Here is a 20,811-nt window from a genome sequence, read left to right as displayed (position 1 = left end):
CATGGCGCTCGCCGACGTCTTCGACGCGAAGCTCTTCATGAGCGCGACGATCACCCTGATCGTCATCATGGACCCGCCCGGCACCGTGCCGGTGTTCCTCAGCCTCGTCGGCCGCAAGCCGATGGCGACCCGGGCGCGCGCCGCGCGGCAGGCCGTCCTGGTGTCGCTGCTGGTCATCACCCTGTTCGCGGTCGCGGGCCAGGCGATCCTGGCGTACCTCGGCATCGGCATCCCCGCGCTGCAGGGCGCGGGCGGGCTGCTGCTCCTGCTGATCGCGCTGCAGCTGCTCACCGGCAGTGGCCACGAGACCGAGGCGGCGGCCGAAGACGTCAACGTCGCGCTCGTGCCGCTCGGCACACCGCTGCTGGCCGGGCCCGGCGCGATCGCCGCGACCATCGTCTTCGTCCGGCAGGCCGACGGGCACATCGGCGCGTACATCGCGCTGGCGCTGGCGATCGTCACGACCCACCTCGTCATCTACCTGTGCATGCGCTACTCCGGCCTCGTCATCCGGCTGATCAAGGAAAGCGGCATCACGTTGCTGGCCAAGGTGGCCGGTCTGCTGCTCGCGGCCATCGCCGTGGAGCTCGTCGCGAATTCCGTCCGGGGGTTCATCTCCGGCGCCGGCTGAGACCGCCGCCCGGGTTGTCCTGCCGGACAGGATGCGCCCGGTTCGTTGACATCGTTGGCACCGCTCCCGCAGCCTGAATCTCAGCTCAGCGCTTGAAACGATTCAACGCTTGCGGAGGCCTCGATGAAGTGGCTCAGAGCAGTCCTGCCGGTGACGGTGCTGGTGGCGAGCGGCGTGGTCGCCGCACCCGCCGATGCCGCGCCAAGCTGGCAGAAGTACGTCGTCGCACCGGCGAGCCGGGACGTCCGCCCGGTGCGGGTGCTGACCACCACCGGGGACGTCACGAACCCGAACGGCCTGCTCGGGCGCGGGGTCGCGACGTTCAAGCGGCAGGCCCCGCCGCCGAAGCCGGTGTGGCCCGCGGGTACCACCGCGGCCGCGTCGTCGTTCCACGCGCCGAACAACGGCGGGAACGGGCAGCCGCGGACCTACGACCCCGGCAACGCCGTCGACGGCAACCCCGCGACGTTCTGGAACGACGACACGATCGGCGCCTACCCCGACGTCCTGACGATCACCGCGGTCGCGCCGGTCGCGCTGCCCGGTGTCACCGTGTTGTCCAATGTGGACGGCGTGCCGCAGGACTTCACGGTCGAGGTGCCGGACGCGGGCGCGTGGCGGGTGGCCGCGACGGTCAGCGGCAACACGGCCGTGCAGCGCGCGGTGACCTTCGACCGGCCGGTGACGACCGCGCAGGTCCGGATCACCGTGACCAAGGACCAGAACACCCCGTCCGGCGAGTTCAGCCGCGTGGCCGAGGTGTGGCCCGGCCTGGTCGCGGACCCGCCGGTGCCGTCGGCGGTCATCGACTTCGGCAAGGTCGTCGCCGGGTACCCGAAGATCGCGTTCGCGGGCGCGTCGGCGAACCGGCCGGGCGTCCGGCTCGCGTTCTCCGAGACCCGGCAGTACCTGGGCGAACGCTCCGACTTCACCCGCTCGGACTTCGCCGGCGGGCCGGGCACCGACCAGTACGCCGTGCCCGCGGCGCCGACCGTCTGGCGGGACACGAAGGGCTGCTTGAGCGGGACGCAGGTGTGCGCGGACGGTCTGCACGGGTTCCGCTACCTGCGGATCAGCCTCGACGCGCTGGCGTCGGACGCCCCGCTCGCCCAGCCCTCGGGCGAGGTCCGCATCAGCGGCGTCTCGCTCGACTTCACGCCGTTCCTCGGCACGCCGTCGACCTACCGCGGCTGGTTCGAGTCGTCCGACGAAGACCTCAACGAGTACTGGTACGCGGCGTCCTACACGAACGAGCTGGGCATGGACACCTTCCGCGAGTCCGATGTGGACCCTCGCGGCGCGTTCTCGCCTTCGCTGGACGGAAAGCTCGTGCTGCACGACGGCGCGAAGCGCGACCGTGACCCGTACGTCGGCGACGTCGCCGTCTCCGGCCTGACGCAGTACCTGACACACCAGGACGGCACGGCGGCACGCACCGTCCTCGCCGACCTGGCCGATCACCAGCGCGCCGACGGCTGGATCCCGCCCGCGTCGATCAACGGCTACACGCTGCCGCTGTTCGACTATCCGCTCTGGTGGGTGACTTCGAGCTGGGACTACGTGCTCTACACGGGCGACACTGCGTACGCGGCTTCGTACTACTCGCACCTCGTGAAGACGCTCGACAGCTGGTACCCGTCGGTCACCGATTCGCGCGGGTTGCTCTCGAAGGGCCTCAACGGCACAGGCGGCTACGGCGACTACGCGTTCCTGCCGCGTACAGGCGAAGTGACGTACTACAACGCGTTGTACGTCCGGGCGCTTCAGGGCGCTGCCGGTCTGGCGCGCGCGACGGGGCACCCGGCCGACGCGGATCGGTGGCTTTCGCGCGCTTCGGGCGTCTCGGCGGCGGTGAACCAGTACCTGTGGGACCCGGCGGCGGGCGCGTACCTCGACTCGGCGACGGGCGCGGTGCGCCACGGCCAGGACGGCAACAGCCACGCGATCCTCGCCGGGATCGCTTCGCCCGCGCAGGCCACTTCGGCGCTGGCGCGGCTTGCGGCGGGCGCGCTGCCGTACGGGAACCCGTTCATGGACAACGACACTTTGGTCGGCGACGGCACGAAGCGCGTGTACGCGTTCACGTCGTTCCCCGAGCTGCAGGCGCGGTTCCGGACCGGGCAGACGGCGTCGGCGATCGACCAGATCAAGCGGATGTACGGCTGGATGGCCACGCACGACCCGGGCATCACGGCCTGGGAGGGCATCGGCGAGGGCGGCTCGCACTACCAGCAGGGATACACCTCGGCCGCGCACGGCTGGTCGACCGGTGTCGTGCCGGCGCTGACGAACGAGCTGCTGGGCGTCTCGCCGACTTCGCCGGGCTTCGCGACGTGGACGGTTTCGCCGCACCCGGGCTCGGTTTCGTGGGCGCGAGGAGCGGTGCCGACGCCGAAGGGCGCGTTGTCGGCTTCGTGGTCTCAGCGGGGTTCGGTGTTTTCGCTGACGGTGACCGCGCCGCGCGGGACGTCCGGGTCGCTGGTGGTGCCCGACGGCCGGCTGGTGCTGCTGGACGGCCGGGCGGTGCGTGCCGCGGGTGCGTTGCCGGTCTCCGGCGGGACGCACACGGTGCTCGTCGTGCGGTAGCCGGAGGTGGGGGCCCGCCACCCGAGCCCCCGGAAAAAGTGTCGGTGGTGGTGCGTAGCGTGGGCGGCGTGAAGGAGCAGATGGGCTTCGACTTCGGCGTCGCGCAACCGGTGCGGCTCACGAAGGTCTCGCCGGCGCGGCTGGCGACCTTCGACGACTGCCCGCGCCGGTACCGCCTCGCGTACCTGCAGCGGCCGACACCGCAGCGCACCGGGCCGTGGGCGCACAGCACGCTGGGCGCGGTGGTGCACAACGCGCTGCGGGCGCTGTTCGACCTGCCGGTGCTCAAGCGGGTGCCGCAGCGGGCCGTGGCGCTGGTGGCGGAGTTCTGGAAGGACGCGGGCTTCGAGAGCGAGGAGCAGGCGGCGCGGTACCGGGCGCGGGCCAAGGGATGGGTGGCGGAGTACGTCGAGGACAACGACGTGAGCCACGACCCGGTCGGGTTGGAGCGCTGGGTGTCGGCGCCGGTCAGCGGCACACCGGGGGACCGGCCGTCGATGATCATCGAGGGCCGCGCGGACCGGATCGACGCACGCGACGGCTCGCTGGTCATCGTGGACTACAAGACGGGCCGCCGTCCGCCGGACGAGTACGAAGCACGGGCGTCGCAAGCGCTTGCGCTGTACGCCGTGGCGGCGGCGCGGACGTTGCGGATGCCGTGCACGACGGTGGAGCTGCACCACGTGCCGACGGGCACGATCGCGGCGGCCGAGCACACACCGGAGAGCCTGCAGCGGCACTTGCTGCGAGCGGAAGAGACCGCCGGGGACCTGCGGCTGGCCACGGATACCCTGGACGCGGGCGGCGACGGGGACGTGCTGTTCCCGCCCCGCCCGGACCGGCGGTGCGCTTGGTGCGACTTCAGGCCCAGCTGCGCGGCGGGCCAGGAAGCGGCCCCGGCGGCGCAGCCCTGGGACCTGCTCGCGCCCTGAACGGGAGGGAACGTGGCTTCACCGGACACCGACGAACTGGCAACCATCCCGCTGCCGGCGGGGGAACCAGAGGCACGGCCGGGTTCGGGCCGGGCGGGGGTTGCCGGGCAGGGCGCAGGCGAGGTGCCGGTGGCGCGGCAGGAGCAGGTCGAACCCGGGAAGACCGAACCTTTGCCGGTCGTGGCCGAAGCGCCGGTCGTGGCGCAAGAGCGGGTCGCTCCCACGCGGATCGCGCCCGCCGATGCCGGTCCGGATGCCGCTCAGGGTGCCTCGCCGGAGGCCGACGTGGCTACGCCGGCCGGGTCCGTGAAAGACCGGGGCCGGTGGTGGCGCGGGCTTACCGGGTCAATGGCCGCCGGCCTTGTGGTTCTCGCGGTCGGGGTGCTCGTCGTCGGGGTGATCTGTCTCTTCACCGGTGCTCCGGGGCCCGGGGCCGCCTCGCTGATCGGGCATCCGCTCGCCGCGGTGCTCGCTCTCGTGGCGCAGCGGGTGGCCGACCGGCGTAGCGGGCTTCCCGCTGCCGGTGGGGGTGCCGCCGTCGTGCTGTTCGCCGTTTCCGCGGCGACCATCTTCTGGCTCACCTGACCCGGAACCTCCGGCTTCCGCCCCCGATCACGCCAGTTCCGCCTTCAATCACGCCAGTTCCGAACTCGATCACGCGAGTTCCGTCTCCCCGCACACGAGAGGTCGCCCAAGCACGGCTGAGGCACCTTCGGTCCCGGAGGTCTCGCCTCACTTCGCGTGATCCGGGCCGGAACTCGCGTGATTGAGACCGGAACTCGCGTGACTGGAGGCGGAACTCGCGAGTTGGCCCAGCGGCTCGGCTGCTTGGAGGTCGGGGGCGGTGCTACTTCAGGGCGGTGAGGGTCGGGCCGCGCTGCTCCAGCAGCACCGGGCCCGCCGCGCTCAAGCGGACCACTCCCGTGTACCCCCGGCGCTCGACGCCGACCGTGCGGATCGTCGATCCGTCGTTCTCGTTCAGCACCGCCAAGCCGCCCTTGATCGGGACCACCAGCTGCTGGGCGAACGTGATTCCCGGGCCCGCCGCGCTGCTCAACGTCCACCGCGGCGACAGGTCGTCGCGGGACAGGGCCAGCAGCTTCGACCCGCTGAACCAGTACAGGTTCTGGGCCGTCTGCGTCGTCGCCTCGGTACCCGACGGCGGGTCGGCCGCCAGGTCGCCCGCCGGGACGTCCAGCGGGTACGCCGCGCGCTGGGTGCCGTCGCCGTTGAACGTGACCAGGAGCTTCTGGTCCGGGAGGATCACCGCCGTCAGGTCACCCGACATCGCGATCACGCGGGCTCGCTTGCCCGCCAGCACCGAACTGAAGCTGACCTGCGGCTCGTCGTCCTTCTCCGGCGCCGACTTGTACACCGTCAGCCGGTCGGCCGGGTCGCCCGGGCAGCGCTCGATCACGCCGATCCGGCCCGACGCCGTCGCGACCGTGCCGTACGTGCAGCCCGTGCGGGGCTGCTTGCCCGCGTTGACCAGCGCCGGGACCTGGCCGTACTCGGCGCTCTGCACCAGGTCGTCACGCCAGGTCGTGAGGAGCTGCTTGCCCGTCGCCGTGACGTGCGAGCCGTCGCTGATCAGGCGGGTGCCCAGCTCCGCGTTGCCGTTGCGCTGCGCGGTGATCCGGCCCGTGCCCGGGTCCAGCTGCGTGACCTCGCTGCAGTTGCGGCTCTTGTGGTAGACGGCGTTCAGCCGTCCCCACGCCTGCTCGAGCGTGCACAACGGCAGGTCACGCGTGTAGTGCCAGCGGATCTGCCCGGTCAGCGGGTCGCGGGCGGCGACCTCGCCGCCGTTCGCGGTGGCCACCGAGTCGCCGGCCACGACCGGGACCGGCGTCGCGGCGCTGGGGGCGCTCCAGATCTCCGCCAGCGACCCCGGCACCTTGTCCGGGGCCGCGGGCAACGGCGGGGGCGGCGCCGCCTTGGTGTGGTCGGTGGCCGCGCTGTCGCTCGTCGCGCCGACGACCAGCGCGACGGCGACCACGCCCACCGCGATCACCGCGGCGATCACCCGGTCCCGCCCCCGGTTCCAAGGCGATCGGCGTGCCTTGACCCGCGGGGCGGGCGGAGTGCTTTCGGGAGCGTCCTCGAGTACGTCCTCGGATCCGTACGCAGGCGCCTCTTCAGCCGCCTTCTCGACGTCGCTCACGTACCCGAACCCCCGATGGAGAAGCTTCAGTCTGCCGACGCAGGTGTATCAGACGTCGCGGCCGGACGGCGACGGCGGCGCCGGCGAGCCGGACGCTCGGCGTTCTCGCCGGCCTCCTTCTCGACGGCCGGGCCGGTCGCTTCCGGGGCGTTGCCGGTGCGGGTGCGCCGGCGCGTCCGGGTGCGCCCCTCCGCGGGAGCCTCGGTCTCCGAGGCCGGGGACTCGGCCGCGTTGTCCGCGGCCTCGATCGCCTCGGCCGCCCGCGAGCCACCGCGGGTCCGCTTGCGCGGGGTCCGGGCGCGCTTGCGCGGCGCCTCTTCCGCCTCCGCGGCAGGCTCGCCCGGCCGGCCACGGCCACGGCCGCGCTTCTTGCCGCCCAGGTCCTCTTCCTCCTCGGCGGCCAGGCCCGCGCGGGTGCGGTTGGCCAGCGGCAGCCGCCCGCTGGTGCCCTCGGGGATGCCGAGGTCCTCGAACAGGTGCTTGGACGACGAGTACGTCTCCACCGGCTCCGGCTTGTCGAGGCCCAGGGTGTCCGAGATCAGCTTCCAGCGGGGCATCTCGTCCCAGTCGACCAGGGTGACGGCGACCCCGGTCCGGCCCGCGCGGCCGGTGCGGCCGATGCGGTGGACGTAGGTCTTCTCGTCGTCCGGGCACTGGTAGTTGATCACGTGCGTGACGTCGTCGATGTCGATGCCGCGGGCGGCCACGTCGGTGGCGACCAGCACGTCGACCTTGCCGGAGCGGAACGCGCGCAGCGCCTGCTCGCGGGCGCCCTGGCCCAGGTCACCGTGCACGGCCGCGGCGGCGAAGCCGCGCTCGACCAGGTCGTCGGCCACCTTCTGGGCGGTGCGCTTGGTGCGGCTGAAGATCATCGTCAGGCCGCGGTCGGCGGCCTGCAGCACGCGGGCGATCACCTCGGGCTTGTCCATCGAGTGCGCCCGGTAGACGAACTGGGTGGTGCGCTCGTGGATCGCGCTCGCGTCGTTCTCTTCGGCGCGGATGTGCGTCGGCTGGTTCAGGAACGTGCGGGCCAGCGTGATGATCGGGCCGGGCATGGTGGCCGAGAACAGCATGGTCTGCCGCTCGTCCGGCACCATCCGGAGGATGCGCTCGATGTCGGGCAGGAAGCCCAGGTCGAGCATCTCGTCGGCCTCGTCGAGCACCAGGCCGCGGACCTTGCCCAGCACCAGGTGCTGCTGCTCGGCCAGGTCGAGCAGGCGGCCCGGGGTGCCGATCACGACGTCGATGCCCTTGCGCAGGGCCTCGATCTGCGGCTCGTACGGGCGGCCGCCGTAGATGGCCAGCGTGCGGATGCCGAGGTGCTTGCCGGCGCCCTTGAGGTCGTTGGCGACCTGGATGCACAGCTCACGGGTCGGCACCACGACCAGCACCTGCGGGGTGCCGTCGCCCGGCACCTGCACGCGGTGCAGCAGCGGGACGCCGAAGCCCAGCGTCTTGCCCATGCCGGTGCGGGCCTGGCCGATCAGGTCGTCGCCGGCCATCGCGAGCGGCAGCGTGAGCTCCTGGATCGCGAAGGTCCGCTCGATGCCGGCTTCGCCGAGGGCCTTGACGATCTCGGGCTTGACGCCGAAGGAAGCGAAGGTAGGGGCCTCGGGCTCGACCTCGACGCCCGCCTGCAGCGGGTGCGACGTGTCGAGCGCGGCCGGGCCGGTCTCGCTGTGTTCCAGCGCGACGGCGGGGGTCTGTTCGGTTGTGGGAATTTCTGCGGTCAGGGTGATCGCCTCTCTCGTGACCAGCGCGCACAGCCGTGGGTCCGCTCGACACTCGACCGGGAGTAAACCCTGGTCCCTGGCGCTGATTGGAGGCGCGGAACCGGTCCGTCCCGGGAATGCCGGAAGAGGCGTGCACGCACATTGCAGTACGTCGACAGGCCGCGTGACCTGCCTGTTTCCCGACGCCGGTATGGCGTACGGAAGCTTCTACATCAAGAGCAGTGTACCTGGTCAGCAGTTTTTCGACAGTACCCGGCGCGCCGGAGCCAGTGTGATCGGTCTCGTCCCGACACGCCCGGGTGCTTCGGCGATACCCTGCCCCCGTGACCGAGCCGAAAGAGATCTCCGAGGGCGTAGTAGACCTTCTGGGTGTGATCGCCTACCTCGAACTGTCCGCGTTCGACCGGCTGGCGGAGGACGCGCACAGTGCGCCCACGCTGGCCGGGCGCGCCGCGCTGGCGACCATGGCGGCCGCCGAGATCGGTCACTACGGCCTGCTCGCCCAGCACCTGGCCGCCCACGACGTCAAGATCGAAGACGCGATGACGCCGTTCGTGGCCCAGGTCGACGCGTGGCACGCGTCGACGCCGCCGAAGTCGTGGCTGGAGTCGCTGGTCAAGGCCTACGTCGGCGACGGGCTCGCGGCCGACCTCTACCGGGAGATCGCCAGCTGGCTCGACCCGGAGACCAAGGACCTGGTGCTGACCGTGCTGGCCGACACCGGCCACTCGGCCTTCGCCGAACGCGAGGTCGCGGCCGGCATCGAGGCCGACCCGAAGAGCCGCGACAAGCTCGCCCTGTGGGGCCGCCGCCTGCTCGGCGAGGCACTGACCCAGGCGCAGTACGTCGTCGCCGAGCGTGACGGGCTGGCCGAGCTCATCGTCAACGGCTCGGGCGACCTCTCCGGAATTGCCGCGCTGTTCCGGCGGTTGCAACAGGGGCACACCAAGCGCATGCAGGCGCTCGGCCTGGGCTGAACCCGATGGAGTACCCGGAAGTGACGACGCGGTCGGGCGCGGACATGCGCCACCGGAACGAGCCGGTTCGGTTAGCCTTGGCCGGCACATCCCTTACGAATTTCCAGCGGAGGTCCCACGTGGAGGTCAAGATCGGCATCAAGGACACGCCGCGCGAGCTGGTGGTGTCCAGTGGCCAGTCTCCCGAAGAGGTGGAGAAGCTGGTCGCCGAGGCCCTGACGGCCGGTGACGGGCTCTTCCGCATCAACGACGAGAAGGGGCGCAAGTACATCGTCCCGTCCGACCGCATCGCGTACGTCGAGATCGCCCCGTCCGACGTCCGCAAGGTCGGCTTCGGCGTCGGCGACTGACGGATCCCGGGCGAAAGGCCACCTCGAGCTCTCGAGGTGGCCTTTCGCGGTTTCACCGGATTGTGGTGTTCTGCTTGGAGTGTCGCTTTTCCGCCGCCTAGCTTCGGCCGGTGACCACTCTCGAACCGGCCGCCGTCGCCGATCTCGTGCGGAACACCCTCGCCGCGCACAAGTCCTTGTTCCTCGCCACCTCGGGCAGCACCGGACCGTGGGTCGGTGGGGTGTACTTCGCCGAAAGCGACGAGTTCACCCTGAACCTCGTCCTCGAGGACCGCGGCCGGACGCTGACCGCCATCCGGGAGAACCCGCTGGTCTCGGTCGTCGTCTCGACGGGCTCGCCGATGCAGCCGTTCCTGCAGGCCCAGGCCGTCGCCGAGATCCTCACCGCCGACGAGGACGCGCGGGTGCGCGAGCTGCTCGTCGGCAAGGTCCCGGAGGCCGCGCCCTTCCTGGCCGCACCGGTCACGGCGGTCCGGCTGACCGTGCCGAAGTGGCGGGCCACGGACGTCGCGAACGGCCTGCTGCCCGGTGTGGAGCTGCCGGGTCCGCGCCGGCCCTGACGGCTACGCGTTCAGCTCTTCCAGCGTCGTCGGGACGTGGAACGGCGGGGTGCTCGTGCCCGTGATCCGGTAGCGGCCCCACGGGTCCGGGTCCGACAGCTCGCCGTCCGCGGTGTGCTCGGCCGCCTGGATGGTCACGGCCTTCTTCTTGCCGCCCGCCAGGCGGGTCAGCTCCTCGTTCACCGCCACCCGGCCGTACCAGCGGTAGTAGCCGTCGATCGGCTGGAAGTAGCCGCGCAGCTCGACCGTCACCGGCAGGGAAACGCCGTCGACCACCAGTGTGGCCGGACCGCTGTAGCCGTCTTCGTCGTGCTCGCTCATGAGGTTTCCTCCAACGACTCCGGGGCGCGGCCCAGCTGGACCACCTTGTTGGCTTCCAAGGGCAGGTTCGGGTCGATGACCACGCCGTTCTGGCGGGTCAGCCCGTCGATGGCCGCCCAGATGATCTGGGTCAGGTACTCGACGACCGCGTCGCGGCTCATCGAACGGCGGTCCAGCCACCACTCGCCGGTGTTCTGGACCATGCCGACGATGCCGTGCGCCCACGGCTCGGCCGCGCCGGAGTCCATGTTGAACATCCGCATGTAGTCGCCGAGCAGCGCGGTCAGCGCCGTCGCGATCAGCTCCTTGTCCTCGGCCACGACGTCCGAGGACACCGGCTTCTCCGGCCGTCCGTGCGCCAGCAGCCGGTAGAGGTTCGGGTGCTCCTCGATCACGGTGAAGAACGCGTCCAGGGCCATCCGGATCCGCGGCACCGGCGCGAGTTCGGCGTTGATCGCCGGGATGAGCCGCTCGAAGAGGATTTCCGTGCCGCGCTGGCCGAGCGCCACGTAGAGGTCGGCCTTGTCGTCGAAGTGCCGGTACAGCACCGGCTTGGTGACACCGGCTTCCGCGGCGACGTCCTCCATGCCCAGGTCGGGGCCGTGCGTGTCGAGCGCCCGCAGCGCGGCCTCGACGAACTCCTTGCGCCGGGCGATCCGGTGCTTGCGCCAGCGGTCGCGCCGGGCGTCGCCGGTCGCCTCGTCGCTGCGGGAGGACTTGCCGGCCTGCTTGGTGCGCTTGACACGTTCGATCACGAGAGTCATGCTACGCACAGGTAACTGTTACCTCAAGTTACACACGGCGGAAGGGGTGTCGGCAATGACGCGGACGCTGAAGGAACCGGATCGCGAAAAGACCGCGGAACGCCTGCTGAAGTCGTCGGCGAACAAGTTCTACGACCCCGACGTGGACATCGACTGGGCCGCGCCGCTGGTCGAAGGCAAGCGGTTCATCCTCGACGAGCGGTCCTCCCTCTACGGCACCGAACTGTGGGAGAAGCTGACCCCCGAGCAGCGCATCGAGCTGGGCAAGCACGAGGTCGCGAGCGTCGCCACCACCGGGCTGTGGTTCGAGATCCTCCTGATGCAGATGCTGCTCAAGGAGGTCTACGAGCAGGACCCGACGTCCGCGCACGCCCAGTTCGCGCTCACCGAGATCGCCGACGAATGCCGGCACTCGACGATGTTCGCGCGGATGGCGTCGCGGATCGGCTGCCCCGCGTACGGCCCGGTGCCGTGGCTGCGGCGCCTCGCGAAACTCATGCCGTCGATCTCCTACGGCCCGGCGCGCTACGGCGCGATCCTCGTCGCCGAGGAAGTGCTGGACCGGCTGCAGCGCGAGCAGATGAACGACGACGGCGTCCAGCCGCTGGTCCGGATGGTCAACCGGATCCACGTGCTCGAGGAGGCCCGGCACGTCACCTTCGCCCGCGAAGAGGTCACACGCGGGATGGCGAAGCTGTCGAAGGCCGAGATCGCCTACCAGCAGTTCATCATCGCGGTCATCTCGTACTTCGTGACGCGGGCGTTCATCAACCCGGACGTCTACAAGGCGGTCGGCATCCGGCCGCGCGACGGCGTCGAGGCGGCGCTGAACAACCCGCACTGGCAGGGCACGATCGCGTGGGCGGGGGAGAAGATCATGCCGTTCCTGGCCGAATCCGGCCTGGTCGGACTGCCCGGGAAGTACTTCTGGCGCAAGTCGTTCCTGCTCCCGGCGGGCCGATGACGACCGCCGCGCGCCTGCGGAACCCGGCGGCCGCGCACCGGTTCGTCGCGAGCGACGGCGCCGCACTGCACGTTGCGCAGTCCGGGCCCGCCGACTCGGCGGTGACGCTGGTGCTCGTCCACGGCTGGACGCAGGACCACCGGACGTGGGACTTCGTGCTGCCGCACCTCGACCCCGGCCTGCGCGTGCTGCGCTACGACCTGCGCGGCCACGGCGGGTCGGCGCCCGCCCGGCCCGGCGGCGCCACGATCGCCCGGCTCGCCGACGACCTCGCCGAGCTGATCGCCGACCGCGTCCCCGCCGGCCCGCTGGTGGTGGCCGGGCACTCGATGGGCGGCATGACGCTGATGGTGCTCGCGGAACGGCACCCCGCGCTGGTCTCCTCGCGGCTGGCGGGCGCGGCGTTCGTCGCGACGTCGTCCGGGGACATGGACCAGCTGACGCTCGGGTTCCCGGGCTTGGTCGGCCGGAGCGTGACGCGCTTCGAACCGCGGGTGGCCCGCCTGCTGGCCGGGCTGAAGTCGGACACGCTGCGGCTGCGGCCGGGACTGGTCCGCTCGGGCGCGCGGCGGCTCGTCTTCGGCGTCCGCCCGGGACGCGAGCAGGTGGACAGCGTCGTCGAGCAGCTGCTGGCGGCGCACCCGGCGAGCGCGGGGCTGTTCCTCGACGCGATCGCGTCGCACCGCGGCGTCGGCGGCCTCGGCGCACTGTGCGACGTGCCATCGGTGGTGCTGGCGGGGGAGAAGGACCGGCTCTGCCCGCTGGCGCACGCGAAGGTGATCGCGGAGGAGCTGCCGCACGCGGAGTTCGTCCGCTTCCCCGGCGCGGGTCACATGCTCCCGCAGGAACGCCCCTTCGAGGTCGCCCGCCGCATCTCCACCCTGGTCCGTGCCGCCGTCCCCTCGTTGACGCCCGGTAAACAATGCATCTTTCCTAGGGAAAGCTCCGCCTTCGAGGGCCGAAAGCGGCACTTTCCCTAGGAAAGATGCGTCCTCAGCCGTCCTTGAGGGGGAAGCCGCCGCCGATGCCGCGCCACGCGAGGTTGGCCGTCAGGGCGACCGCTTCCTCGCGGCTCATCGACTGGTGGTGGGCCAGCCAGAAGCGGGCGCTGACCTGGCTCATCCCGACCAAGCCGACCGCCAGCAGGCGCGCCTTGTCCTCGTCGAGGCCCGCGTCCGCCGTGATCGTCTCCGTGATCGCGTCCACGCTGGCCGACGTCGCCCGGTCGACCGCTTCCTGGACCGCCGGCTCGCCGCGCAGGTCGGACTCGAACACCATCCGGAACGCGCCCGCGTCGTTGCTGACGAAGTCGAAGAACGCGCCGACCGTCGCCGGGACGCGCTGCTTGTTCTCCGTCGTCGAGTCCAGTGCGTTCTGGACGCGCTTGACCAGCTCGTCGACGTGGCTCTCCAGCAGCGCGATGTACAGGTCCAGCTTGCCGGGGAAGTGCTGGTACAGCACCGGCTTCGAGACGCCCGCGACCTCGGCGATCTCGTCCATCGCGGCGGCGTGGTAGCCGTTCTCGGCGAAGACCCGCTGCGCCGCGGCGAGGAGCTGGGCCCGGCGCTCGGTCCGGGGCAGCCGCACCCCACGTTGCTGCACCCGCGTCATCTCCGTCATGCTCGTCCTCCCGTCATCGCTTCTTCGACGGGCGGGGTCGCCACCGCGTGAAGTCGCCCTGAAGATTACTCGCCGGTACGTGTGCCGCGCCAAGGGTCGGGCATTCTGGACCCGTGGACACCCCCGTGCAGGCCCGGCCGCCACTGACCCACGTGCCGCTCTCGACCAGGGACTTGCCGTCGCTCGACCCGGTCCCGCCGCCCTGGCCGGCGACCTTCGAAGAGGTCGGCACCGCCCGGGTCCACGTCCGCCGCACCCCGGGCCCGGACGGCGTGCCCGCCGTGTACGTCCACGGCCTCGGCGGCTCGTCGACGAACTGGACCGACCTGGCCGCGCTGCTCGCGCCGGTCGCCGCCGGCACGGCGCTCGACCTGCCCGGCTTCGGCTACTCGGAGCCCGAGGAGGGCTTCGACTTCACGCTCCAGGCGCATGCGGACGTCGTCACGCGGCACATCGAAACCGGCTTTTCGGGGGTCCGGGTGGCGGAGCCCCCGGCCCGGGGCGGAACCCCGGATGTCACCGTCGGGGGCCCGGTGCACCTGTTCGGCAACTCGATGGGCGGGGCGATCGCGCTGCTCGTCGCCGCCCAGAAGCCTGAGCTGGTGAAGACGCTGACGCTCATTTCGCCGGCGGTGCCGGATCTGCGGCTCGACCCGCGGCGGCTGTCGGACCCGCGGATGGCGTTCGCCTACCTGCCGCTGGTCGGCGCGCGCGTGCGGGCCCAGCTGGCCGCGCTCGGGCCGCGGGAACGCGCCGCCCAGGTCATCAAGCTGTGCTTCGCCGACCCGTCGCGGTTCCCCGAGAGCCGGCTCGACGAGCTCACCGAGGAACACGGCGCCCGCGCCGGGTTCGCCTGGGCCGCGCCCGCGATGGCCCGCAGCACGTTCGCCATCTTCCGGGCCTGGTCGACGCGGGGGAAGGCGTCGCTGTGGTCGACCGCGCCACGCGTCAAGGCGCCGACGCTGGTCGTCTGGGGCCGCGACGACCGCGTCATCTCCGTGAAGCGCGCGGTGCGGACCGCACGGGCGATCCCGCGGGCCCGGCTGCTGGTGCTCCCGCGCACCGGGCACGTGGCCCAGATGGAGCGTCCGGTCGTCGTCGCGAAGGCCGTGCTGGGCATGTGGGAGCACGTCGAAGCGGGCACCTGGTAGGCCGATCGGGGGATGGCGAGTTCACTCGATGATCCGCCAGTCGGCGCGAGCGGCGCCTCGCCGCTGTGGCACCCTGGTGCGGTGGACCGGGTGAAGCAGGACGCGCGAGGCGACGATCGGCGGCCGCCCCACCGCGCATCGGCCCGCCGGGCGCCGGACGCCGAGGACCACCCCCGCACCGGGCAGTACCGCCCGTCGAAGGCGCCCGCGCTGCGCGTCGACGAGGACCGCTACCGCCCCGGCGGCCGCCGGACCAGCGCCGAGCCGTTGAGCGCTTCCTGGAAGCCGCAGGTCGAAGCCCCGCGGGAGAAGCAGGCCGAGGCGCCGAAGTCGGGCATCGCGCAGCTGACCAAGACCTACGGCTGGCGCGTCTACGCCCTGCCGATCCTGGTCGTGCTGACCGTGCTCGTCGTGGTCAACACCGCCAACAGCCCGGCCCAGCCGATCGCCGAGCAGGGCGCCGGCGGCGGCGTGCCCGGCGTCGAGTCGGCGGGTGGCGACACCTCCGGCGGCGCCATCGACGGCAACGGGGACCAGGGCATCCCGGAGAACCCGGCCACGCCGGTCGACCTCAAGGTGCCGACGGCGGACCTGCCGAACGGCAGCCCGTACACGCAGACCGGCCAGGGCAAGTGGCACGTCGTCCCGGGCAGCGGCCCGAAGATCGGCAGCGGGACGCTGTACACCTACACCGTCGAGGTCGAGGACGGGATCGACCCGTCGAGCTACGCCGGCGACGACGCCTTCGCGACGGCCGTGCAGGGCACCCTGTCCGATCCCAAGAGCTGGACGTGGGACGGCAAGGTCGCCTTCCAGCGCGTCGACGCCAACTTCCCGAACCCCTCGTTCCGGGTGAGCCTCACCACGCCGGACACGACGCACCGCGCCGACGCCTGCGGCTTCCAGATCAAGTTCGAGGCGTCCTGCTACCGCAAGAGCATGGGCCGCGTGCTGATCAACCTGGCCCGCTGGGTGCGCGGCGCGAAGGCCTACGGCGCCGACATGACCGGGTACCGGCAGTACGCCATCAACCACGAGGTCGGGCACGCGCTGGGCAACAAGCACGTCGGCTGCGGCGGCAACGACCAGCCGGCGCCGGTGATGATGCAGCAGTCCTTCGGCGTCAACGACGACTACGTCGCGATGCTCAACGACATCCCCGGCGGGGACAAGGGCAAGGTGGCCAAGGACGGCCGGATCTGCAAGACCAACGCCTGGCCGAACCCGACGCCGTAGCGGCCATCGGCCCGCGGTTGTCCCAGCATGCGGACGCGGGAAGGCTTATTTGCCTGCGCGCGTTGTGCATAGTGGGATGGACGCGATACGCGCGCGAGATGGAGGACCCATGTCAGCACTGCCGCCGCTCGTCGAGCCGGCTGCCGAGCTCACCAAGGAAGAGGTGGCCCGGTACAGCCGTCACCTGATCATCCCGGACGTCGGGGTGGCCGGGCAGAAGCGGCTGAAGAACGCCAAGGTCCTGGTGATCGGGGCCGGCGGCCTCGGCAGCCCCGCGCTGCTGTACCTGGCCGCCGCCGGGGTCGGCACGCTCGGCATCGTCGACTTCGACGTCGTGGACGAGTCGAACCTGCAGCGCCAGGTCATCCACGGCCAGGCCGACGTCGGCAAGCTCAAGGCCGCGTCCGCACAGGAGTCGATCGCCGACGTCAACCCGTTCGTGAAGGTGCACCTGCACACCGACCGGCTGGACTCGTCGAACGCCCTGGAGATCTTCGAGCAGTACGACCTGATCGTCGACGGCACCGACAACTTCGCCACGCGCTACCTGGTCAACGACGCCGCGGTGCTCCTCGGCAAGCCGTACGTCTGGGGCTCGATCTTCCGGTTCGAGGGCCAGGTCAGCGTGTTCTGGGAGGACGCGCCGAACGGCAAGGGCCTCAACTACCGCGACCTCTACCCGGAGCCGCCGCCCCCGGGCATGGTTCCCTCCTGCGCCGAGGGTGGCGTGCTGGGCGTGCTGTGCGCGTCCATCGGCTCGATCATGGTGACCGAGGCGATCAAGCTGATCACCGGCATCGGCGAGCCGCTGCTCGGCCGCCTGATCAGCTACGACGCGCTGGAGATGAAGTACCGCGAGGTCAAGATCCGCAAGGACCCGGACACGCCGAAGATCACCGAGCTGATCGACTACGAGGCGTTCTGCGGTGTCGTTTCCGACGAGGCGGCTTCGGCGGCGTCGGGCAGCACCATCACCCCGGCGGAGCTCAAGGCCAAGTTCGACAGCGGCGAGAACTTCGCGCTGATCGACGTCCGCGAGCCGCACGAGTACGAGATCGTCAACATCAAGGGCGCGACGCTGATCCCGAAGGACCGGATCCTTTCGGGCGAGGCGCTGTCCGAGCTGCCGCAGGACAAGCCGATCGTCCTGCACTGCAAGTCGGGGGCCCGGTCCGCCGAAGCCCTCGCCGCCCTGCACGCGGCCGGCTTCAAGGACGCGACGCACCTCGGCGGCGGCGTGCTCGCCTGGGCGAAGCAGATCGACCCGAGCCTGCCGACCTACTGACAGTGGCCCAAGCGCCCCAAGGTGGCCTTCGGTGCGTTGAACGCACCGAAGGCCACCTTGGTTGCGTTGAACGCACCCAAGGCCACATTGGGGCGCTTCGGGTGGTCCGGGAAACGGTGTGTGACCAGCGCGTCTTCTCGATCGTGGAACACCCGGCCGGGTAACGTCACGCTCGTGCGGTCAACCCTCGAACGTCCTCCGGCGCACGTCTGCGCGGCCTTCGGCGGTCCCGCCGACGGCGGTGAGCGGCTGCCGGATTCGACGGCGTGGCACTGCGGCGACCTCGTGCTCAAGCCGGTCACCGACAAGGCCAGGACGTTGTGGACCGCGCACGCCCTCGACTACGTCCGCGAGCCGGGGCTGCGGGTCGGCAAGCCGGTCCGGTCCTCCGACGGCCGCTGGATCGTCGGCGGCTGGACGGCGTCGCGGTTCGTCCCCGGCACGCCGGAGCACCGCGGCGACGCGTCGGTGCTGGCGGCGGTGAAGCTGCACCGGGCCACGGTCGGCCTGCCGCGGCCGGAGTTCCTCGACACGCGCACCGACGTCGACGCGGTCGCCGACCGCGTCGCCTGGGAAGAGCTCGACGTCCCGCTGGCGGAGACGAAGGGCGGCCGCTGGTTCGAGGTGCTGGCCGGCGCCCGCCGCCCGATCCGGCTGCCGGCCCAGGTGGCCCACGGCGAGCTGCTGGCGGGCCTGCTCTTCGACGGCGACGACGTGCCGGGCATCGTCGACTTCGTCCCGTACTACCGCCCGGGCGAGTACGGCGCGGCGATCGTCGCGGTCGACGCGCTGGCCTGGGGCGGCGCGGGCCGTGACCTCCTGGAGCGCTGGGCGCACCTGCCGGAGTGGCCGCAGCTGCTGCTGCGCGCGGTGCTGTTCCGGCTCGCGTCGAACGCGCTGAACCCCCGTTCGACGCAGGCGTCACTGGACGGCTTGCGCGCGGCGGCGCGTGAGGTGTCCGGAGTCTTGTGACCGGCACCCCACCCAGACTCCCCCGCCACCCCGATACGAAGCCAGAACGCGGCCGGTGGTGCCGGGTCAAGGCACGCTTTCCCGCCTTGACGCGGTGCTACCGGCCGTAGTCACAATCGGGCTTCGGGGTGGTGGGTTGATAGCGCTTTGCGGCGCTGCCTGCAACGACACGACTTTGCCGGAACCCCTGCCCGCACTCCCTGGTCGATCCGGTCGGCACCCGCTGGATGCTCGCCAAAGTGCTGGAGTGTCCCTTGTGACCGACGTCGCACGATTGCGCGTCATGCCCCTTTTCGGCCCGCTGACCTCCGGACTCCCGGTCCGTGGACGCCGATCTCACCGGGCGGGCGGCGGAAACACCGCCGCAATGTCAACTGCCTGAAACATTCGGTCGAATCCGGTTAACACGGCCTCCTTAGCGTCAGGGCAAGCCCGAAACGCCGAGGAGGTGCCCGATGCCGCAGGTCGACACCCACTGCCCGTACTGCGCCCTGCAGTGCGGGATGAGCCTTGACGGCACCCGCGTGTCGCCGCGGGACTTCCCGGTCAACGCCGGCGGTCTGTGCCAGAAAGGCTGGACGTCCGGCAGCCTCCTCACGAGCCCGAAGCGGCTGACCACCCCGATGCTGCGCGTCGACGGCGCGCTCGAGCCGGTCAGCTGGGACTTCGCCCTCGACCACGTCGCCCGGAAACTGCGTGAGACGCAGGAAACCCACGGCGCGGACGGGGTCGCGATCTTCGGCGGCGGCGGGCTGACCAACGAAAAGGCCTACCTGCTCGGGAAGTTCGCCCGCGTCGCGCTCGGCACCTCGCAGATCGACTACAACGGCCGGTTCTGCATGTCGTCGGCCGCCGCCGCCGGGATCAAGGCCTTCGGGGCCGACCGCGGGATGCCGTTCCCCGTCACGGACCTGAAGACCGCCGACGTCGTGCTGCTCGCCGGGGCGAACCCGGCCGAGACGATGCCGCCGTTCACCCAGCACCTGCGCGGCACCGACCTGATCGTCGTCGACCCGCGCCGCACGCCGACCGCCGAGCTGGCGAGCCTGCACCTGGCGCCCGCGCCCGGTACCGATCTCGCGCTGGCACTGGGCATCCTGCACGCCGTCGTCGAAGGCGGCCACCTCGATCAGTCCTATGTGGACGACCGGACGAGCGGGTTCGCCGAGATGTGGCGGATCGCCGCGAGCTGGTGGCCGGAGCGTGCCGAGCGCGTCACCGGTGTCTCGGCCGCCGACATGCGCCTCGCCGCCGAAAAGCTGGCCGCCGCCCGCAACGCCTACATCCTCACCGCCCGCGGCACCGAGCAGCACGCCACCGGCACCGCGACCGTCGGTGCCTGGATCAACCTCGCGCTGAGCCTCGGCCTGCCCGGCCGCAAGGGTGCCGGCTACGGCTGCCTCACCGGTCAGGGCAACGGCCAGGGCGGGCGCGAGCACGGCCAGAAGGCCGACCAGCTGCCCGGCTACCGCAAGCTCGACGACCCGGCCGCGCGCGAGTACGTCGCGGGGGTGTGGGGTGTCGACGCCGACAGCCTGCCCGGCCCCGGCCGCTCGGCCAGCGAGCTGCTCGAAGCGCTCGGGCAGGAGAACGGCCCGAAGGCGCTGATGGTGTTCGGCAGCAACGTGGTCGTCTCGGCACCGCGCTCGCAGCGCGTCCAGGACCGGCTGGCTTCACTGGACTTCCTGGTCGTCGCCGACTTCGTGCTGTCGGAGACCGCGGCCATGGCCGACGTCGTCCTCCCGGTCACCCAGTGGGCCGAGGAAGACGGCACGCTCACCAACCTCGAAGGCCGGATCCTGCTGCGGCGGAAGGCGCTGACCCCGCCGCCGGGCGTCCGGTCCGACCTGGACGTCCTCAACGGTCTCGCCGACCGCCTCGGCCAGCCCGAAGGCCGGTTCCCGGCCGACGCCGAGACGGTGTTCGAGGAACTGCGGATCGCGTCGAAGGGCGGCATCGCCGACTACGCCGGCGTCAGCTACGACCGCCTCCGTGCGGGCGAGGCCCTGCACTGGCCGGTCCCGTCGGACGACCACCCCGGCACCCCGCGGATGTTCCTCGACACCTTCGCCCACCCGGACGGCCGCGCGCGGTTCGTGCCGGTCGAGCACACCGGCCCCGCCGAGGTGCCGGACGAGGAGTTCCCCTTGCAGGCCACCACCGGCCGCGTGCTGCAGCACTACCAGTCCGGCGCGCAGACGCGGCTGATCGACGAGCTGAACGACGTCGTCCCGGAGGTGTTCGTCGAGGTCCACCCGGACACCGCCAAGCGCGCCGGGCTCGAAGAGGGCGACGCGGCCCGGATCCGATCGCGTCGCGGCGAGACCGTCGCGAAGGTGCGGTTCGTCCAGTCGCTCAAGCCCGACCTGGTCTTCCTCCCGTTCCACTTTCCCGGTGAGCAGCGCGCCAACCTGTTCACCAACCCGGCGCTCGACCCGGTCTCCCGGATGCCGGAGTTCAAGGTGTGTGCCGTGTCTCTGTCTACTGTGGATGGTGCCGCATGAGCGAGCTTGCGAGCGAATCATTCAACACTGCGCCTTCGGCTTATGGCGCACTGAGCGCCAGCGA

The 20,811-nt window shown here is 71.4% G+C and carries 19 protein-coding genes; 14 read left to right on the top strand and 5 right to left on the bottom strand.

The genetic code is table 11. The annotated features are described in order from the left end of the window. Position 1 precedes the first annotated feature (1 nt). From ACLJQE_RS11985 to ACLJQE_RS11970, 4 genes are all read left to right on the top strand, one after another. On the top strand, positions 2–631 hold the full coding sequence (locus ACLJQE_RS11985; RefSeq protein WP_410639255.1) for a MarC family protein: 630 nt from the start codon (positions 2–4) through the stop codon (positions 629–631). 123 nt (positions 632–754) lie between these two features. Beyond that, a complete protein-coding gene (locus ACLJQE_RS11980; protein ID WP_410639254.1) occupies positions 755–3,217 on the top strand; it encodes an alpha-L-rhamnosidase C-terminal domain-containing protein in 2,463 nt (820 codons plus the stop codon). An 80-nt stretch (positions 3,218–3,297) separates the two neighbouring features. Continuing rightward, positions 3,298–4,149, top strand: coding sequence for a RecB family exonuclease (locus ACLJQE_RS11975; RefSeq protein WP_410639779.1), 852 nt, complete (start codon positions 3,298–3,300; stop codon positions 4,147–4,149). A 129-nt stretch (positions 4,150–4,278) separates the two neighbouring features. Then, positions 4,279–4,734, top strand: coding sequence for a hypothetical protein (locus tag ACLJQE_RS11970; RefSeq protein WP_410639253.1), 456 nt, complete (start codon positions 4,279–4,281; stop codon positions 4,732–4,734). Between the two features lie 262 nt (positions 4,735–4,996). On the opposite strand, the gene ACLJQE_RS11965 is transcribed toward ACLJQE_RS11970, so the two are convergent. Continuing rightward, positions 4,997–6,310 (bottom strand): hypothetical protein, encoded by a 1,314-nt coding sequence (locus ACLJQE_RS11965; protein WP_410639252.1) that lies wholly within the window; start codon positions 6,308–6,310, stop codon positions 4,997–4,999. Positions 6,311–6,336: 26 nt separating this feature from the next. Continuing rightward, entirely contained in the window at positions 6,337–7,812 is a 1,476-nt protein-coding gene (locus ACLJQE_RS11960) for a DEAD/DEAH box helicase (protein ID WP_410639251.1), read from the bottom strand. Positions 7,813–8,366: 554 nt separating this feature from the next. On the opposite strand from ACLJQE_RS11960, the gene ACLJQE_RS11955 reads away from it, so the two are divergent. From ACLJQE_RS11955 to ACLJQE_RS11945, 3 genes are all read left to right on the top strand, one after another. Then, on the top strand, positions 8,367–9,020 hold the full coding sequence (locus ACLJQE_RS11955) for a ferritin-like fold-containing protein (protein ID WP_410639250.1): 654 nt from the start codon (positions 8,367–8,369) through the stop codon (positions 9,018–9,020). Positions 9,021–9,139: 119 nt separating this feature from the next. Continuing rightward, complete coding sequence (locus ACLJQE_RS11950; protein ID WP_013223016.1) at positions 9,140–9,370, top strand: DUF3107 domain-containing protein; 231 nt, start codon at positions 9,140–9,142, stop codon at positions 9,368–9,370. 110 nt (positions 9,371–9,480) lie between these two features. After that, positions 9,481–9,930 carry a pyridoxamine 5'-phosphate oxidase family protein gene (locus ACLJQE_RS11945; RefSeq protein ID WP_410639249.1) on the top strand — a complete coding sequence of 150 codons (450 nt, stop codon included), beginning with the start codon at positions 9,481–9,483 and terminating at the stop codon, positions 9,928–9,930. A 3-nt stretch (positions 9,931–9,933) separates the two neighbouring features. Here ACLJQE_RS11945 and ACLJQE_RS11940 read toward each other — a convergent pair whose 3' ends face one another. After that, a complete protein-coding gene (locus ACLJQE_RS11940) occupies positions 9,934–10,251 on the bottom strand; it encodes a DUF4873 domain-containing protein (protein WP_410639248.1) in 318 nt (105 codons plus the stop codon). Continuing rightward, entirely contained in the window at positions 10,248–11,015 is a 768-nt protein-coding gene (locus ACLJQE_RS11935; protein WP_410639247.1) for a TetR/AcrR family transcriptional regulator, read from the bottom strand. The genes ACLJQE_RS11940 and ACLJQE_RS11935 overlap by 4 nt, the downstream gene beginning before the upstream one ends. 55 nt (positions 11,016–11,070) lie before the next feature. Between ACLJQE_RS11935 and ACLJQE_RS11930 the strand changes: the two genes are divergently transcribed. Continuing rightward, complete coding sequence (locus ACLJQE_RS11930; RefSeq protein ID WP_410639246.1) at positions 11,071–11,979, top strand: AurF N-oxygenase family protein; 909 nt, start codon at positions 11,071–11,073, stop codon at positions 11,977–11,979. After that, positions 11,976–12,959: an alpha/beta fold hydrolase gene (locus ACLJQE_RS11925; RefSeq protein WP_410639245.1), complete on the top strand. Its 984-nt coding sequence runs from the start codon at positions 11,976–11,978 to the stop codon at positions 12,957–12,959. Before ACLJQE_RS11930 ends, ACLJQE_RS11925 begins: the two co-directional genes overlap by 4 nt. A gap of 13 nt (positions 12,960–12,972) precedes the next feature. Here the strand turns inward: ACLJQE_RS11925 and ACLJQE_RS11920 are convergent, their stop codons facing one another. Continuing rightward, a complete protein-coding gene (locus tag ACLJQE_RS11920; protein ID WP_410639244.1) occupies positions 12,973–13,599 on the bottom strand; it encodes a TetR/AcrR family transcriptional regulator in 627 nt (208 codons plus the stop codon). 113 nt (positions 13,600–13,712) lie between these two features. On the opposite strand from ACLJQE_RS11920, the gene ACLJQE_RS11915 reads away from it, so the two are divergent. The 5 genes from ACLJQE_RS11915 to ACLJQE_RS11895 all read left to right on the top strand — a co-directional run bounded on the left by ACLJQE_RS11915 (position 13,713) and on the right by ACLJQE_RS11895 (position 20,747). Beyond that, on the top strand, positions 13,713–14,750 hold the full coding sequence (locus tag ACLJQE_RS11915) for an alpha/beta hydrolase (RefSeq protein WP_410639243.1): 1,038 nt from the start codon (positions 13,713–13,715) through the stop codon (positions 14,748–14,750). Positions 14,751–14,831: 81 nt separating this feature from the next. Further along, positions 14,832–15,986 carry a DUF3152 domain-containing protein gene (locus ACLJQE_RS11910; RefSeq protein ID WP_410639242.1) on the top strand — a complete coding sequence of 385 codons (1,155 nt, stop codon included), beginning with the start codon at positions 14,832–14,834 and terminating at the stop codon, positions 15,984–15,986. Between the two features lie 109 nt (positions 15,987–16,095). Continuing rightward, positions 16,096–17,271, top strand: a complete 1,176-nt coding sequence (moeZ, locus tag ACLJQE_RS11905; RefSeq protein WP_410639241.1) for an adenylyltransferase/sulfurtransferase MoeZ — start codon at positions 16,096–16,098, stop codon at positions 17,269–17,271. 174 nt (positions 17,272–17,445) lie between these two features. Then, entirely contained in the window at positions 17,446–18,243 is a 798-nt protein-coding gene (locus ACLJQE_RS11900) for a TIGR02569 family protein (RefSeq protein ID WP_410639240.1), read from the top strand. A 455-nt stretch (positions 18,244–18,698) separates the two neighbouring features. Further along, positions 18,699–20,747 (top strand): molybdopterin oxidoreductase family protein, encoded by a 2,049-nt coding sequence (locus ACLJQE_RS11895; protein WP_410639239.1) that lies wholly within the window; start codon positions 18,699–18,701, stop codon positions 20,745–20,747. Positions 20,748–20,811: the final 64 nt, after the last annotated feature.

Origin of the sequence: Amycolatopsis sp. lyj-346, assembly GCF_046548975.1 — a bacterium.
Taxonomy (GTDB): Bacteria; Actinomycetota; Actinomycetes; order Mycobacteriales; family Pseudonocardiaceae; genus Amycolatopsis.
This window is presented reverse-complemented; position numbering and strand designations above follow the sequence as displayed.